Below are 15493 nucleotides of genomic sequence, written 5' to 3'. Positions count from 1 at the left end.
CAACGGCCGTGACTGCGTGCCCGCCGTGGTGAGCACGATCGTAGCCCTTCGCACCGCTGTGAGTCGCCCATGCAGTCTCGTCGCCCCCTCGGGCTCGCGTTCGCCCTCGCGAGCTCCGCATCCTTCGGCCTCTCGGGCATCTTCGCGTCCGCGCTGCTCTCGAGCGGCTGGTCGGCGGGTGCCGTGACGACGGTGCGCATCGCGGGCGGCGCCCTCGTGCTGCTCGCGCCGACGCTCTGGCTGCTGCGCGGTCGCTGGGGCGCGGTGCTGCGGTCGTGGAAGGAGGTGCTGCTCCTCGGACTCATGGCGGTCGCACTGTGCCAGCTCGCCTTCTTCAGCGCCGTCGCGTACATCGAGCCCTCGCTCGCGCTCCTCATCGAGTTCCTCGGTCCTGTGCTGCTCGTCTTCTTCGGATGGGCGACGACGCGGCGCGCGCCCGCGGCGCTCACGCTCGCGGGAGCCGGGGTCGCGCTCGTCGGTCTCGCGCTCGTCTCGGGCGTCGGTGGCGAGGCGCTGCACCCGGTCGGCGTGCTGCTCGCGCTCGGCGCCGCGGTCGGGAACGCCGCCTACTGGGTGGCCGCCTCGAAGGCCGACTCCGAGCTGCACCCGATCGCGCTCGCCGGCCTCGGCCTGCTCGTGGGCGCGGTGGTGCTCGGCATCGCCTCGGTGACGGGCATCCTGCCGTTCGCGATCTCCGACGGACCCGTCGTCCTCGCGGGGCAGTCGGTGCCCGCCTGGCTCGTGCTGCTGCTGCTCGTGCTCATCGCGACCGCCTCCGCGTACGTGCTCGGCATCCTCGGCGGCCGCAGGCTCGGCGCGACGCTCGCGAGCTTCGTCGGCTACTCCGAGCCGATGTTCGGCATCCTCTGGACGGCGCTGCTGCTCCTGCTGCTGCCGTCGGGCGTGCAGTGGATCGGCGCCGCCGCGATCATCGCGGGCGTCGTGCTCGTGCGGCTCGGGCAGATCGACCGGCCGCGGTCCGCCGGCACCGGCGCGATCGCCTCGCCGAACGCGGTCGAGGGCGTGCCCCGGCCGTAGCGCACCTCCGCCCACCCCTCTGCCCGCCTCGCCCATGCGTGGCGCCTCCCGCATCTGCGTGGCGCCTCCTGGGGTGCGTGGCGTCTCCCGCATCTGCGTGGCGTCTCATGGGCGTGAGTGGCGCATTGCACCGGCTCGGCGGCCTGCAAACGTGGGGTGCATCCGCGGCGCGTCCATGCGGCGAACGCCGCGGAGGCGCCACTCAGGTGCGGAGGGCGCCACTCAGGTGCGCAGGGCGCCACTCAGGTGCGGATGGCGCCACTCAGGTGCGGAGGGCGCCACTCAGACCTTGCGCAGCAGGACCGAGCGGATGGTGTGGTCGTCGGCCTTGCGCAGCACGAGATCGGCGCGGGGCCGGGTCGGCAGGATGTGCTCGACGAGGTTCGGGCCGTTGATCGAGTCCCACACGTCCTGCGAGTACGCGCGCGCCCTCGCGTCGGACATCTCGGCGAAGCGGTGGAAGTACGACTGCGGGTCCTGGAAGGCGCTCGCCTTGAGGGCGAAGAACCGCTCGACGTACCACTCGCGGATCGCGCTCGTGCGGGCATCCACGAAGATCGAGAAGTCGAAGAGGTCGGAGACCGCGAGGTGCGAGCCCGAGGGCGGCGGCTGCAGCACGTTGAGGCCCTCGACGATGAGGATGTCGGGGCGGCGCACGACGACCTCCTCGCCGGGCACGATGTCGTACGTGAGGTGCGAGTACACGGGAGCCCGCACCTCGGCCTCGCCCGACTTCACGCGCGAGACGAAGCCCAGCAGCGCGCGCCGGTCGTACGACTCCGGGAAGCCCTTGCGCTCCATGAGCCCGCGCTCCTCGAGCACGCGGTTGGGGTGGAGGAAGCCGTCGGTCGTGAGCAGGTCGACCTTGGGGGAGCCCTCCCACCGGCGGAGCAGCTCCTTGAGCAGTCGCGCGGTGGTCGACTTGCCGACCGCGACCGATCCCGCGACGCCGATCACGAACGGCGTGGGCTCCGCGGTGCCGCCGAGGAAGCTCGTCGTCTCGCGATGCAGCCGCGCCGCCGACTCCTGGTAGAGGCTCACGAGCCGCGACAGCGGCAGGTACACCTCCGCGACCTCGCGCAGCTCGAGCCGATCGCCGGTGCCGCGGAGCCGGCGCACCTCCTCCTCGGTGAGGGGATTCGGCATGCGAGGCGCGAGGCGCGCCCAATCGGCGCGCTCGATCTCGACGAACGGCGACTGCAGGGGGTGCGACATCGGTGGCGAGCCTACCGCCGCTAGGATCGAGTCCATGTGCGGAATCGTGGGCTATACCGGGGGACGTGCCACCATCGAGGTGCTCCTCGAGGGTCTGAGCCGACTCGAGTACCGCGGATACGACAGCGCGGGCGTCTCGGTCATCGACGGCGGCTCGATCGCGCTGCGCAAGAAGGGCGGCAAGCTGGCGGTGCTCCGATCGAGCCTCGAGGTCGCGCCGCTGCCCGCTTCGGCGACCGGCATCGGGCACACCCGCTGGGCCACGCACGGGGGACCGACCGACGAGAACGCCCACCCGCACCTCGGCGACGAGGGCAGGCTCTCGCTCATCCACAACGGCATCATCGAGAACTTCGCCGCGCTGCGCGCCGAGCTCGAGGCCGACGGCGAGGTCTTCGCGAGCGAGACCGACACCGAGGCCGCGGCCAAGATGCTCGGCCGCGCCTACCGCGACACCGGCGACCTGACCACCGCGATGCAGCGCACCGTCGGTCGCCTCGAGGGCCAGTTCACGCTGCTCGCGATGCACGCCGAGCAGCCGGGCGTCGTCGTCGGCGCCTCGCACAACTCGCCGCTGCTCGTCGGCTACGGCGAGGGCGAGCACTTCCTCGGCAGCGACGTGAGCGCGTTCGTGAAGTTCACGCCGAGCGCGGCCGCCCTCGACAACGACCAGATCGTCACGATCACGCCCGAGAGCGCGACCGTCACCGACTTCGACGGCAACCCCTCGGAGCCGAAGCGCTTCGAGGTGGACTGGGACTCGTCCGCGGCCGACAAGGGCGGCTGGTCGTCGTTCATGGCCAAGGAGGTCTCCGAGGGACCGATCGCGGTCGAGAACACCATGCGCGGCCGGCTCACCGATCGCGGCGTCGACCTCGACCTCGGCGTGCTCGACGCCGACGTGCTGCGCGGCATCCACCGCATCGTGATCGTCGCGTGCGGCACCGCCGCCTACTCGGCGATGGTGGGCAAGTACGCGATCGAGACCTGGGCCCGCGTGCCCGTCGAGGTCGACCTCGCGCACGAGTTCCGCTACCGCGACCCCATGCTCGACGAGCACACCCTCGTCATCTCGATCTCGCAGTCGGGCGAGACGATGGACACGAAGATGGCCGTGCAGCACGCCGCATCGCGCGGCGCCCGCACGCTGTCGATCTGCAACACGCAGGGCGCCACGATCCCGCGCGAGTCGGAGGCCGTGCTCTACACGCACGCCGGCCCCGAGGTCGCCGTCGCGTCGACGAAGGCGTTCCTCGCCCAGGTGATCGGCCAGCTGCTCTTCGGCCTGCACCTCGCGAAGCTGCGCGGCACGATGACCGACGACGCGATCGCCGAGGTCGTCGCCGAGATGCGCGAGCTGCCCGACGAGCTGCGCGAGGTGCTCGCCGAGCAGACGTCGGTGCACGAGCTCGCGCACTGGATGAGCGACACCCGCTCGGTGCTGTTCCTCGGCCGCCACGTCGGCTACCCGGTGGCGCTCGAGGGGGCGCTCAAGCTCAAGGAGATCAGCTACATCCACGCGGAGGGCTTCGCCGGCGGCGAGCTCAAGCACGGCCCGATCGCGCTCATCGAGCCCGGCCAGGTCGTCTTCGTCGTCGTGCCGAGCCCGCGCAACGAGCCGCTCCTGCACTCGAAGATCGTCTCGAACATCCAGGAGATCCGCGCTCGCGGCGCCCGCATCATCGCGGTCGCCGAGGCGGGCGACGCCGCGGTGCTGCCGTACGCCGACGTCGTGCTGCGCGTGCCGCTCACGCTGCCGATGCTCGAGCCCGTGCTGCAGGTCGTGCCGCTGCACATCTTCGCGCTCGAGCTCGCGACGGCGAAGGGGCTCGACGTCGACCAGCCGCGCAACCTCGCGAAGTCGGTCACGGTCGAGTGAGCCCGCTGGGCGGATGATCGTGGCCGCGTCGTGATCGTGGGTCTGGGCGTCGACGTCGTCGACCTCGCCCGCTTCGAGCGCGCCGTCATCCGCACCCCGCGGCTCAAGGAGCGGCTGTTCGCGCCCGACGAGCTCGTCGTCGACGGTCGCGAGCGCTCCGCGCACTCGCTCGCCGCACGCTTCGCGGCGAAGGAGGCCGCGCTCAAGGCGCTCGGCGCCAACGCCGGCATGCGCTGGGTCGACCTCGTGGTCGTGCAGGCGCCGGGCGGCGAGCCGTCGTTCGAGCTGCGCGGCACGGCCGCCGAGCGCGCCGCCGCGATCGGCGCCGTCCGGCTGCACGTGTCGATGAGCCACGACGCCGGCATCGCGACCGCGACGGTCATCGCGGAGTCCTGATGCGCGTCGAGGCCGACCCCGCCGCGATCGCGGCGAACGTCCGCACGCTCGCCGCGCGCGTCGGGGTGCCGGTGTGCGGCATCGTCAAGGCCGCCGGCTACGGGCACGGCGCCGTCGTCGCCGCGCGCGCGATGCTCGACGGCGGCGCGGCCATGCTCGGCGTCGTCGACCTCGGCGAGGCGGTGCAGCTGCGCGAGGCGGGGATCGACGCGCCGCTGCTCGCGTGGCTGCACAGCCCGGCCGTCGACTTCCGCATCGCGGCGCGACTCGGCGTCGACGTCGCCGTCAGCTCGGTCGCGCAGCTCGAGGCGGCCGCCGCGGCAGGCGCGACGATCCACCTCAAGCTCGACACCGGACTCGGCCGCAACGGCATCGCCCGCGGCGATCGCGCGGCGGCCATCGCCCGCGCGATCGAGCTCGCCGAGGGCGGTGCGCGCATCCGCGGGGCGATGTCGCACCTCGCCGGCTCGAGCCGCGACGCCGACCTCGCCCAGGTGCGCGACTTCGAGGCGGCGCTCGCGGCCGGCGTGCCGCTCGGGCTCGAGCTGCGGCACCTCGCGAGCTCGGCCGGCGCGCTCGCGCTGCCGGAGGCGCGGTTCGACATGGTGCGCCTGGGCATGGCGGCGTACGGCATCGACCCCGTCGGGCCCGCCGACGGCGACGGCGCGGGCGCGAGCGCGCTCGGGCTCGTCCCCGCGATGCGCGTGCGCGCGACGTTCGTCGACGGCGCCGCGGCGGTCGGCCTCGACGACGGCCCGCTGCTCGCGATCGGCGTGCCGGTCGCGGTCGACGGACGGCTGGCGCGCGTCGTCGCGGTCGACCGCGGCAGTCTGCGCATCGCGCCGGCGGTCACCGGCGACGGGGTGCTGTGGGGCGATCCCGCGCGCGGCGAGCCGAGCGCGGATGCGTGGGCGGTCGCCGCCGGCACGATCGGGTACGAGGTCGTCACGCGGATGGGCGGAGTCGGGCTCGGCGCGGGCGTCGTCCCCGCCGGTCGCGAGCTCGCACCCCGCCGGGTGCTCGAGCTCGGGCTCGACGGCGAGCCGCGCCGCCTGCTCGGCGAGGTGCTGGCCGTCAAGCGCGTCGAGCGCGGCCTCGGCGTCTCGTACGGCGGCGAGCACGTCACCGCCGCCGAGACGACGCTCGCGCTCGTCGGCATCGGCTACGCCGACGGCGTCACGCGCACCGCGACCGGCAGACCCATCGAGCTCGGTGGCGCCGCGCATCCCGTCCGCGGTCGCGTCGCGATGGACCAGGTCGTCCTCGACATCGGCGACCGGCACGCGACGGTCGGCGACGTCGCCGCGCTCGCGCACGCATCCGCCCCCGAGCTGACCGGCATGGTCGGTCCGCGCGTCGCGGTCGAGCTCGCGGGCGTGGTGCCCGACGCCGACGCGATGGAGGCGCTCGGGGAGCGCATCGGCAGCGAGCTGCGCGCGGGCGACGCGGTGCTGCTCGTCGGCCCGCTCGGCGCGGGGAAGACCACGCTCACGCGCGGCATCGGGCGGGCGCTCGGCGCTCGCGGCACGGTGCAGAGCCCCACGTTCGTCATCGCGCGCACCCACCGCACGGCCGCCGGCCCCGACCTGCAGCACGTCGACGCCTACCGGCTGCTCGGCGACGGCGAGGGCGACGAGGCGATGCTCGACGACCTCGACCTCGACCTCGACGGCGCCATCACGGTCGCCGAGTGGGGCGCGCCGCTCGAGCACGCCCTCGACTCGTGGCTGCGGGTCGAGCTCGAGCGCGATGCCCGAGCACCGGCCGACGCTCCCGCGACCGAGGCGGCAGAGGGCGACGACGACTCACCCCGATTCGTGCGGCTGCGCGGGCACGGGCAGGATTGGGATGCCGCCCGCGTCCGCTCGATCGCGATCGGCGCACCGACCTCGAGCACCGACGGGAGTCCCGCGTGATCCTCGCGATCGACACGTCCCTCGGCACGGCCGTCGCCGTCGTCGACGGGGCAGCGGTGGTCTTCCAGGAGCACGCCGCCGACTCGCGCCGCCACGCGGAGCACCTCGGCGGCATGCTCGCGCGCGCGCTCGACGGGCGTCGCGACCGCATCGAGCTCGTCGTCGCGGGCATGGGCCCCGGCGCGTTCACGGGCCTGCGGGTCGGCATCGCCGCCGCGCGAGCGGCAGCGCTCGGGCTCGGGGTGCCGTGCCGCGGCATCGCGAGCCACTCGGGCGTCACCGAGGGCACGGCGCAGGTGACGACGGATGTGCGGCGTCGCGAGCGCGCGTGGAGCATCGTCGTCGACGGACTCGTGGCCGAGGGGCCGCACCTCGCGCCGGCGGATGCGGTGCCCGCTCCCGAGGGCCGGTACGCGGGCGTGCCGAGGCTCGACGCCGAGGCGGTCGACGCCGCGCTGCTGGCTCGCGCCGCCGAGCGGGGCGCGCTCGAGGTGCCGCAGGCCCTCTACCTCCGCGACGCCGACGCCGTGCCCTCCGCCGGCCCCAAGCGGGTGAGCCAGTGACGACCGAACCGGGCATCCGCATCCGCACGGCGGGCGAGGCCGATCTCGACGCCGTGATGGCGCTCGAGCAGGCGGCGTTCCCCGCGAGCGCCTGGGAGCGGGCGACGATGCGCGCCGAGATCGCGAGCGAGTGGGGGCGGTACATCATCGCCGTCGACGGCGAGGGCGCCGCGCTCGGCTACGCCGGCCTGCGCGCGGTCGGCGTCGAGGGCGACGTGCAGACGATCGCGGTCGCCGAGGCTGCTCGGGGCCGCGGGATCGGCCGGGCGCTGCTCGCCGAGCTGCTCGCCGAGGCGGAGCGCCGCGGCGTGCGGGAGCTGTTCCTCGAGGTGCGCGCCGACAACGCGGCGGCGCGCGCCCTCTACGAGTCGGTCGGGTTCCGCGAGATCGGGGTGCGGCCCCGCTACTACCAGCCGGAGGACGTGGACGCGGTGGTGATGAAGCGTGACGCCTGAGCCGGGATCGGTCCGGCCGCCGGTCGTGCTCGGGATCGAGACGAGCTGCGACGAGACGGGCGTCGGCATCGTGCGCGGCACCGAGCTGCTCGCGAACCGCATCGCCTCGTCGATGGACCTGCACGCGCGCTTCGGAGGCGTGGTGCCCGAGATCGCCGCCCGCGCCCACCTCGAGGCGATGGAGCCGACCATCCGCGCCGCGCTCGACGACGCGTCGATGACCCTCGACGACATCGACGCCGTCGCCGTCACCGCGGGCCCGGGCCTCGCGGGCGCGCTCATGGTCGGCATCGGCGCCGCGAAGGGCCTCGCGACCGCCCGCGACCTGCCGCTCTACGGCGTCAACCACCTCGTGGGCCACGTCGCGGCCGACGTGCTCTCGGGGGAGCCGCTCGAGCTGCCGACGATCGCGCTGCTCGTCTCGGGCGGCCACACGTCGCTGCTGCTCGTGCGCGACCTGGCCGGCGACGTCGAGCTGCTCGGCGAGACGATCGACGACGCCGCGGGCGAGGCCTTTGACAAGACCGCGAGGCTGCTCGGGCTCGCCTACCCCGGCGGGCCCTCGATCGACCGGGCCGCCGTCGACGGGAACCCGAACGCGATCCGCTTCCCGCGCGGGCTGACCGCGCCGAAGGACCAGGCGCGGCACCGCTGGAACTTCTCCTTCTCGGGGCTCAAGACCGCCGTCGCGCGCCACGTCGAGCGCGCCGAGACGGCGGGGGAGGCGCTGCCCATCGCCGACGTCGCCGCGAGCTTCCGCGAGGCGGTCGTCGACGTGCTCGTCTCGAAGGCGCTCGACGCGTGCGCGGCGCAGGGCATCCCGAGGCTGCTGCTCGGCGGCGGCGTGGTGGCGAACCGCCGCTTGCGCGAGGTCGCCGAGGAGCGCGCCGCTGCCGGCGGGGTGCGCCTGCGCATCCCGCCGCTCGAGCTCTGCACCGACAACGGCGCGATGATCGCGGCGGTCGGCGCGATGCTCGTCGCGCGCGGCGATGCCCCCAGCTCGGCCGGCTTCGCCGCCGAGTCGACGCTCGACGCGAGCACCGTGCAGGTGGCCTGATGCCGAGCGTCGGTGGGCGGATGCACAGCCCGGCCTGGCAGGATCGGCAGTCGGGATCCTTCGGAGGGGGCACGGCATGAGCGCGACCGCTTGGCAGCAGCAGGGGTGGGGCGCGCCGCCCGTGCCGCAGCAGCCGATGCAGCACCCGATGCACCAGGGCGCGCAGCAGGCCTGGGCGTCGCCGACGCATCCCGGGCCCAAGACGAACCTGCTGGCCATGCTCGCGATCGGTGCCGCCGCGGCGGGCACGACCGTGCTGCTCGGGCTCGGCAGCATCGCCGCCATCGTGCTCGGCTGCATCGCCCTCTCGCAGCTCCGCAGGACGGGCGAGGACGGCCGGCTGCTCGCGATCTGGGCGATCGTGCTCGGCGCCATCACCCTCGTCGGGCTCATCGCCGCCACGATCGCCGGCATCGCGATGATCGTCACGGTCGTCGAGCAGGCGCAGTCGATCGCGGGCTTCTGACCCGGGGCGATCGGCGAATCGCGGGGCGCCGTTCAAGGTTCGGGCCGTATGCGGCACGCTACGGTGGTGCTCGCGCAGTCGCGCATCGCAAGGAGGATCACGTGAGCGACCAGAACCCACCGGCCGACGGCCGTTTCCGTCGACCCGACCACGAGGGTGCAGCCGCGGGCGACGCCGCCGACAGTGCGCAGCCCGCTGCAGACTTCGGCCAGCAGGCACCGCAGCAGCCGTCGTTCGGCCAGGCGCCCGACGCCTCGCAGGCGCCGTCGTACGGCGAGCAGCCCGGCTACAACCCGGCTCCCGCGTACGGCCAGTCGCAGGATGCGGCGCCCGGCTACGGCCAGTCGCAGGATGCGGCCCCGAGCTACGGCCGGGCTCCCGCATACGGCCAGCCGCCCGCCCAGGACGCGGCCCCGGCCTACGGCCAGGCCCCCGAGGCCACGCAGGGCTACGGCCAGGCGCCCGACGCCTCGCAGGGCTACGGCCAGGCGCCCGACGCCTCGCAGGGCTACGGCCAGAGCGCGCCGGCCTACGGCCAGCAGCCCTCCTACGGGCAGCAGCCCTCGTACGGCCAGCAGGCGACCCAGCAGCCCTCCTACGGCCAGGCATCCGTGCCTGCCGACCAGGGCTACGGCCAGGCATCCGTGCCCGCAGACCAGGCCTACGGCCAGCAGGGCGGCTACGGCCAGCAGCCTGCGTACGGTCAGCAGACCGCCTACAGCGCGCCCGGCGCGGGCTACTCGCAGCAGGGCTTCGCCCAGCCCGGCGCGAAGAAGCTCAAGGGCATCACCATCGCCGCGCTCGTGCTCGTCGGCCTCGGCTTCCTCGGCATGTTCGCCGCGGGCTCCGGCTGGCTCTTCGCGCTCATCGGCGCGATCCTCGGCTTCGTCGCGATGCGCAAGAACCCTGAGGGGAAGCCGTGGCCGATGATCGCGGCGATCGCCGGTTCGGTCATCTTCGTCATCTGCCTCGTGCTGGTCATCATCATGGCCGTCAACTGGATCCCGTACCTCATCCAGCTCGGCCAGCTCTAGCCCGAGCGCCGCTCACGACGGACCCCGCAGCCGAGCGCTGCGGGGTCCGTCGTCGTTCAGGGCCGATCGGCCAGGATCGCCCGGTGCCGGCCACCGACCCGCGTCACGATGAGCGTCGCCCGCTCATCGCCCTTGAGCTTCAGCCGCTTGCGCAGCGTCGCCGGATCGACGTCGGCGCCGCGCTTCTTGATCTCGAGATCCCCGATGCCGAGCTCCCGCAGGCGCTTCGCGAGCCTGCGCTCGTCGAGCGGCAGCGTCTCGCGCACCCGGAACGCCTGCGCGAGCGGGGTCTCGACGTAGGCGTCGCCGGTGAGGTACGCGATGCCGTCGCTCACGCTCGTCGCCGAGAGCTGCTCGGCGAGCGCCCCGATGAGCTCGGCGCGGATGACGGCCCCGGCGGGCTCGAAGAGCCACTCGCCGAGCGGGCCCGGCTCGGGGTGGCTCGCGTCGCCCGCGAGCTCCGCGGCGCCGTCGTCGCCCAGCACGAGCGCGCTGCGGGCCACGCCCCCGCGGGCGAGCGCGCCGGTCCACACGACCGCCTCCACGGTCTCGAGGCCGTCGGTGACCCACTGGTGCTCGGCATCCATCGGCAGCAGCGCGCGGTCGATGCCGGGCGCGAGCTTCACGCCGGAGGAGTGTGCCGCCGCCCTCGCGAAGACCGCGTCGAGGGAGGGCGACCAGTCGCCCGGGTCGCTCAGCCGCCGAGCGCCGTCGCGGCGCGCGGGGTCGAACCACAGGGCCTCGGCGTCGACGCTCGCCTCGAGCGCGTCGCCGTGGATGACGGTCGCGTGCCACGCGGCGAGGTTGAACGCCGCGATCGCGGCGGTCACCTCGTCGCGATCGACGGCGGTGACCTCGAGCCCGAGGGTGGCGAAGGCGAGCGAGTCGGCGCCGATGCCGCACCCGAGGTCGGCCACCGAGACGATCCCGGCGCGGCGCATCCGCCCGGCGTGGTGGGCAGCGACGCGCAGCCGCGTCGCCTGCTCGAGGCCCGCCTCGGTGAAGAGCAGCTCGGTCGCGAACTCGCCGAACTTCGCGCGCGCGCGTCGACGCAGCTTCGCTTGCGACAGCACGGCGGCGACGAGCGCGGGGGCGTGGCCCTCCGCGCGCAGCCGCGACACGGCCTGCACGACGTCGGAGCGGTCGTCGAGCTCGACCTCCACGCGCTCGAGCAGCGCGAGGCCGTCCTTCGACAGCAGCAGTCGCAGCTCTTCGGGGTCCATCCGACCATCCAAGCACCGACCGCACGGGGGTCGGATTGGCACTCATGTTGACCGAGTGCCAATCGAGCGCCTAGGCTTGCTCTGGCGTCCGGCCCGTCCGGACGTGCCCCAGAGTCTGACAGAAAGAGGCAACCGTGTCGGTTTCCATCAAGCCGCTCGAGGACCGCATCGTCATCAAGCAGGTCGACGCAGAGACGACGACCGCGAGCGGTCTCGTCATCCCTGACACCGCCAAGGAGAAGCCCCAGGAGGGCGAGGTCGTGGCGGTCGGTCCCGGTCGCATCGACGACAACGGCAACCGCGTCCCGATCGACGTCGCCGTGGGCGACAAGGTGCTGTACTCCAAGTACGGCGGCACCGAGGTGAAGTTCGGCGCCGACGAGTACCTCGTGCTCTCCGCGCGCGACGTGCTCGCCATCGTCGAGCGCTGACGCTCCACCGATCATCATCGGCGGCGCCCCTTCGGGGGCGCCGTCGTCGTTCGTTCCAGGAGGAGCGATGCACGAGCAGCGCACGAGGTCAGGCCTCTGGTACGCGATCTTCGCGTACGCCTTCTGGGGCGTCGTCCCGGTCTACCTGCAGCTCACGAAGGGCATCGACGGGTTCGAGCTGATCGGCTGGCGCGTCATCGCGTCGGTCGCCGTCGCGTTCGCCCTCGTGGCCGCGACGCGCGGCTGGAGCAGGCTCGCCGCGGTGCTCCGCAGCCGCAAGGACACCTGGTCGCTCGTGCTCGCGGGCTGCGTCGTGCTCGCGAACTGGACCGCCTTCTTCATCGGCGTGCTGAGCGACCGCGTGCTCGAGACGAGCCTCGGCTACTTCCTCAACCCGCTCGTGAGCGTCGTGCTCGCCGTGCTCTTCCTGGGGGAGCGGCTGCGCCCCGTGCAGTGGGTGGCCGTCGGCCTCGGCGCGCTCGGGGTGCTCGTGATGATCATCGGCTACGGCGAGGTGCCGTGGATCGGGCTCACCGTGGCGATCTCGTTCGGCGTCTACGGCCTCATCAAGAAGCGCGTCGGCGGATCCGTGGATGCGCTGTCGGGATTCACGATCGAGACCGTCGCCGCGCTGCCCGCCTCGCTCGTGATGATGGCGGTCGCCATCTCGCTGCACGGCGTGACGGTGGGAGCGAACGGCGCCGCCGGCATCTGGGGCACCGTCGGCCTCGGCGTCATCACCGCGATCCCGCTGCTCGCGTTCGCCTCCGCCGCGCGGCGCATCTCGCTCACCGCGCTCGCGTTCACGCAGTACCTCGCGCCGATCATCTCGTTCCTCTTCGGCGCCTTCGTCATGCTCGAGCCGATGCCGCTCGAGCGGTGGATCGGCTTCGCGCTCGTGTGGGCGTCGCTCGCGCTCGTCTCGGCCGACCTGCTCGGCCGCCACTGGCGGCGGCCCCGCCCGGAGCCGGCCGCGATCTGACCCCCGCGCGCTGCCGCGCCATCGCGCGATGCGCCGCTACGCGACCTCCGGTCGCTTCTGCCGGAACATGCGCGCCGGTCGGTCCTCGCCGTCCCACACCTGCACGATGCCCCACGCGACCGCCGCGATCGGCACCGACAGCACGGCGCCGACGATGCCGCCCAGCACCGTGCCGATGGTCAGGGCGATGAGGATGACGAGCGCGTGGAGGCGCAGCGACCGGCCCATCACGACCGGCTGCAGGAAGTTGCCCTCGAGCTGGTTGACGAGCACGACGGCGCCGAGCACGACGAGTGCCACGACCTCGCCGTTCGCGACGAGCGCCACGAGCGTCGCGAGCGCTCCCGCGATCGTCGCGCCCACGAGCGGCACGAACGCGAGCAGGAAGACGAGCACCGCGAGCGGCAGCGCGAGCGGCACCTGCGCGATCGCGAGCACGACGCCGATGCCGATCGCGTCGACGGCCGCCACGATCGCCGTGCCGCGCACGTAGCCGCCGAGCGTCTCGACGGTCTTCTCGCCGATGCGACGCCCGCGCGCATACCGCTCGCCCTCGAAGGGCCGCAGCAAGAACTCCCAGATGCGCGGTCCGTCCTTGAGGAAGAAGAAGAGGATGACGACCATGAGCGCGAACCCGGTGAGGAAGTTCGCGGCGGCCCCCACGCCCGCGGCGGCGCCGGAGCCGAACTGGGCGCTCGTCGCGAAGTCGATGACGGCGTCGCGGCCCTGCTGGATCTGCTCCTCGGTGGGCGCGAACGGCAGCGTCGAGATCCAGTCGAGCACCCGGTCGATGCCCTCCGACGCCCGCTCGACGAGCTCGTCGAGCTGCGAGCGCACGGCGTTGACGATGAGCCAGATGACGCCGCCGAGCACGGCGACGATCGTCAGCAGCGCGATCGCGGTCGCGAGCCAGCTCGGCACGCCCCGCCGCCGCATCCAGCGCATCGCGGGGAGGAACGCGGAGGCGAGGATGAGCGCGATCGTCACGGGGATCATGACGAGGGTGAGCTGCGTCATCGCGAAGACGACGCCCGCGACCGCGATGACGACGATGATGCCCTGCAGCGCCCGCGTCGCGAAGCGGCCGAAGGAGTCGCCCCATACCGACGGCACGGCCGCCGGCACGGCGGAGGCGCCGTCGCTCGGCGCGCGGCTCTCGACGACGACAGCGTGCTTCTGCCTGAACAGGCCCATGGCTCTCCCTCGGTGTGACGGCAACCGTACCGCCGGCCACCTGCGCCCCGGCGGTGGCGGGCGGTACCGCACGACGTGCCTGCACGCATCCGCCCGGCGGCTCAGGACTCGCCCAGGACTGCGACAAGCCGGGTCGCATGCGTCAAGACCGTTACCAGGACGTAACGCAGAACCGCCGCTTTCCGCGCGGCGCTCGCCTACTGTTATGCCAACCGCGCGTACCAGCGTGCGATCTCCAAGAGGAATTTAGGAGCACAATGCAGTCCTTCCTTCGCACCAAGGGGCAGCACCCCCGTCGTGCCGCAGCGCTCGGCGCCGCAACCGCCGGTGTCCTGCTGCTCGCAGCCTGTGCCGGCGGCGGCACCCCCACGCCCTCCGGATCCGCAGCTGGGTCCGAGGCCCCGTCCGACGGCGCAACCGAGGTCGACACGTCGTTCGTCGTCGGCACGATCCTGCCCCAGACGGGCAACCTCGGCTACCTCGGCCCGCCCGAGTTCGCCGGCGTCGACCTCGCTGCCGCCGACCTCGAGGCCGCGGGCTTCGAGTTCGACATCGACGTCCAGCACCGCGACTCGGGCGACACCACGACCGACATCGCGACGGCCTCGGCCGGAGAGCTCATCTCCGCCGGCGCCGACGTGGTCATCGGTGCCGCATCGTCCGGCGTTTCGTTCACGTTCATCGACCAGCTGATCGACGCGCAGGTCCTGCAGATCTCGCCGGCCAACACGTCGCCCGACTTCTCGGACTACGAGGACGACGGCTTCTACTGGCGCACCGCTCCCTCGGACGTGCTCCAGGGCCGCGTGCTCGGCAACCTGATGACGTCGGACGGCGCCGCGAGCGTCGCGTTCATCACGATCAACGACCCGTACGGCACGGGCCTCGAGGAGAACGCGCGCATGGCCGTCGAGGCCGCTGGTGGCACCGTCACCGGCAGCGTCCTCTACAACCCGGGCGACACGAACTTCACGTCGCAGGTGTCCGAGATCATGGCGGGCCAGCCCGACGCGATCGGCATCCTGGCCTTCGCCGAGACGGCGCAGATCGTGCCCGAGCTCGTGACGCAGGGCTTCCCGGCCTCCGGCATGTACTTCGTCGACGGCAACCTCTCGAACAGCTACAACTTCCCCGAGGGCACGCTCGACGGCGCGAAGGGCACGCTCCCGGGCAACCCGGCCGATGACACGTTCCGCGACCGCCTGCTCGAGCAGGACCCGAACCTGCAGGACTTCTCCTACGGGCCCGAGTCCTACGACGCGGTCATCCTCGCGGCACTCGCTGCCGCGCAGGGCGGCAGCGCCGACTCGATCACCATCCGCGACAACATGCAGTCGGTCTCGACCGAGGGCACGAAGTGCACCGAGGTGGGCGAGTGCCTGCAGCTGATCGCCGACGGCGAGGACATCGACTATGACGGCCCCTCCGGCCCGATCGAGTTCGACGAGAACGGTGACCCGACCGAGGCGTACATCGGCATCTACCAGTACGGTGCCAACAACCAGTACACGTTCCTGTCCTCGGAGTTCGGCTCGCTGAACGAGTGACCTGAACGACGCACGACGAGAGGGCCCCGCTCCGGCGGGGCCCTCTTCGTGTGCCCGGCAGTGCGTGCATGCGTGTGCGTCTCGGCGCGCGTGCCAA

At 73.1% G+C, this 15493-nt stretch carries 15 protein-coding genes; 12 read left to right on the top strand and 3 right to left on the bottom strand.

Annotated elements, in window-relative coordinates; translation table 11 throughout:
- Nucleotides 1-69 precede the first annotated feature (69 nt).
- The gene (locus tag ABD106_RS06720) at nucleotides 70-1038 is read left to right on the top strand and encodes an EamA family transporter (RefSeq protein ID WP_343918661.1); all 969 of its coding nucleotides are present in this window, start codon (nucleotides 70-72) and stop codon (nucleotides 1036-1038) included.
- Between the two features lie 282 nt (nucleotides 1039-1320).
- Here ABD106_RS06720 and coaA read toward each other — a convergent pair whose 3' ends face one another.
- Complete coding sequence (gene coaA, locus ABD106_RS06715) at nucleotides 1321-2253, bottom strand: type I pantothenate kinase (protein ID WP_343918659.1); 933 nt, start codon at nucleotides 2251-2253, stop codon at nucleotides 1321-1323.
- 34 nt (nucleotides 2254-2287) lie between these two features.
- On the opposite strand from coaA, the gene glmS reads away from it, so the two are divergent.
- The 8 genes from glmS to ABD106_RS06675 all read left to right on the top strand — a co-directional run bounded on the left by glmS (nucleotide 2288) and on the right by ABD106_RS06675 (nucleotide 10019).
- Nucleotides 2288-4132: a glutamine--fructose-6-phosphate transaminase (isomerizing) gene (gene glmS, locus ABD106_RS06710; RefSeq protein ID WP_343918657.1), complete on the top strand. Its 1845-nt coding sequence runs from the start codon at nucleotides 2288-2290 to the stop codon at nucleotides 4130-4132.
- Nucleotides 4133-4162: 30 nt separating this feature from the next.
- Nucleotides 4163-4528, top strand: coding sequence for a holo-ACP synthase (locus tag ABD106_RS06705; protein WP_343918655.1), 366 nt, complete (start codon nucleotides 4163-4165; stop codon nucleotides 4526-4528).
- Nucleotides 4528-6444 (top strand): tRNA (adenosine(37)-N6)-threonylcarbamoyltransferase complex ATPase subunit type 1 TsaE, encoded by a 1917-nt coding sequence (gene tsaE, locus ABD106_RS06700; protein ID WP_343918653.1) that lies wholly within the window; start codon nucleotides 4528-4530, stop codon nucleotides 6442-6444. Before ABD106_RS06705 ends, tsaE begins: the two co-directional genes overlap by 1 nt.
- Nucleotides 6441-7007 (top strand): tRNA (adenosine(37)-N6)-threonylcarbamoyltransferase complex dimerization subunit type 1 TsaB, encoded by a 567-nt coding sequence (gene tsaB / locus ABD106_RS06695; RefSeq protein WP_343918651.1) that lies wholly within the window; start codon nucleotides 6441-6443, stop codon nucleotides 7005-7007. The genes tsaE and tsaB overlap by 4 nt, the downstream gene beginning before the upstream one ends.
- Nucleotides 7004-7462, top strand: a complete 459-nt coding sequence (gene rimI / locus ABD106_RS06690; RefSeq protein WP_343918649.1) for a ribosomal protein S18-alanine N-acetyltransferase — start codon at nucleotides 7004-7006, stop codon at nucleotides 7460-7462. The genes tsaB and rimI overlap by 4 nt, the downstream gene beginning before the upstream one ends.
- Entirely contained in the window at nucleotides 7452-8519 is a 1068-nt protein-coding gene (gene tsaD / locus ABD106_RS06685) for a tRNA (adenosine(37)-N6)-threonylcarbamoyltransferase complex transferase subunit TsaD (RefSeq protein WP_343918647.1), read from the top strand. The genes rimI and tsaD overlap by 11 nt, the downstream gene beginning before the upstream one ends.
- 76 nt (nucleotides 8520-8595) lie before the next feature.
- Nucleotides 8596-8985: a DUF4190 domain-containing protein gene (locus tag ABD106_RS06680; RefSeq protein ID WP_343918645.1), complete on the top strand. Its 390-nt coding sequence runs from the start codon at nucleotides 8596-8598 to the stop codon at nucleotides 8983-8985.
- Nucleotides 8986-9086: 101 nt separating this feature from the next.
- Nucleotides 9087-10019: a hypothetical protein gene (locus ABD106_RS06675; RefSeq protein WP_343918643.1), complete on the top strand. Its 933-nt coding sequence runs from the start codon at nucleotides 9087-9089 to the stop codon at nucleotides 10017-10019.
- A gap of 56 nt (nucleotides 10020-10075) precedes the next feature.
- Here the strand turns inward: ABD106_RS06675 and ABD106_RS06670 are convergent, their stop codons facing one another.
- Entirely contained in the window at nucleotides 10076-11242 is a 1167-nt protein-coding gene (locus ABD106_RS06670) for a class I SAM-dependent methyltransferase (RefSeq protein ID WP_343918641.1), read from the bottom strand.
- Between the two features lie 134 nt (nucleotides 11243-11376).
- On the opposite strand from ABD106_RS06670, the gene groES reads away from it, so the two are divergent.
- Complete coding sequence (groES, locus tag ABD106_RS06665) at nucleotides 11377-11673, top strand: co-chaperone GroES (protein WP_343918639.1); 297 nt, start codon at nucleotides 11377-11379, stop codon at nucleotides 11671-11673.
- Between the two features lie 67 nt (nucleotides 11674-11740).
- A complete protein-coding gene (gene rarD / locus ABD106_RS06660; protein WP_343918637.1) occupies nucleotides 11741-12655 on the top strand; it encodes an EamA family transporter RarD in 915 nt (304 codons plus the stop codon).
- Between the two features lie 36 nt (nucleotides 12656-12691).
- Here the strand turns inward: rarD and ABD106_RS06655 are convergent, their stop codons facing one another.
- Nucleotides 12692-13849, bottom strand: a complete 1158-nt coding sequence (locus ABD106_RS06655) for an AI-2E family transporter (RefSeq protein WP_343918635.1) — start codon at nucleotides 13847-13849, stop codon at nucleotides 12692-12694.
- Between the two features lie 257 nt (nucleotides 13850-14106).
- Between ABD106_RS06655 and ABD106_RS06650 the strand changes: the two genes are divergently transcribed.
- Nucleotides 14107-15396: an ABC transporter substrate-binding protein gene (locus ABD106_RS06650; protein WP_343918633.1), complete on the top strand. Its 1290-nt coding sequence runs from the start codon at nucleotides 14107-14109 to the stop codon at nucleotides 15394-15396.
- The last annotated feature ends 97 nt before the right edge of the window (nucleotides 15397-15493 follow it).

Source organism: Agrococcus citreus, assembly GCF_039527715.1.
Taxonomy (GTDB): Bacteria; Actinomycetota; Actinomycetes; order Actinomycetales; family Microbacteriaceae; genus Agrococcus; species Agrococcus citreus.
This window is presented reverse-complemented; position numbering and strand designations above follow the sequence as displayed.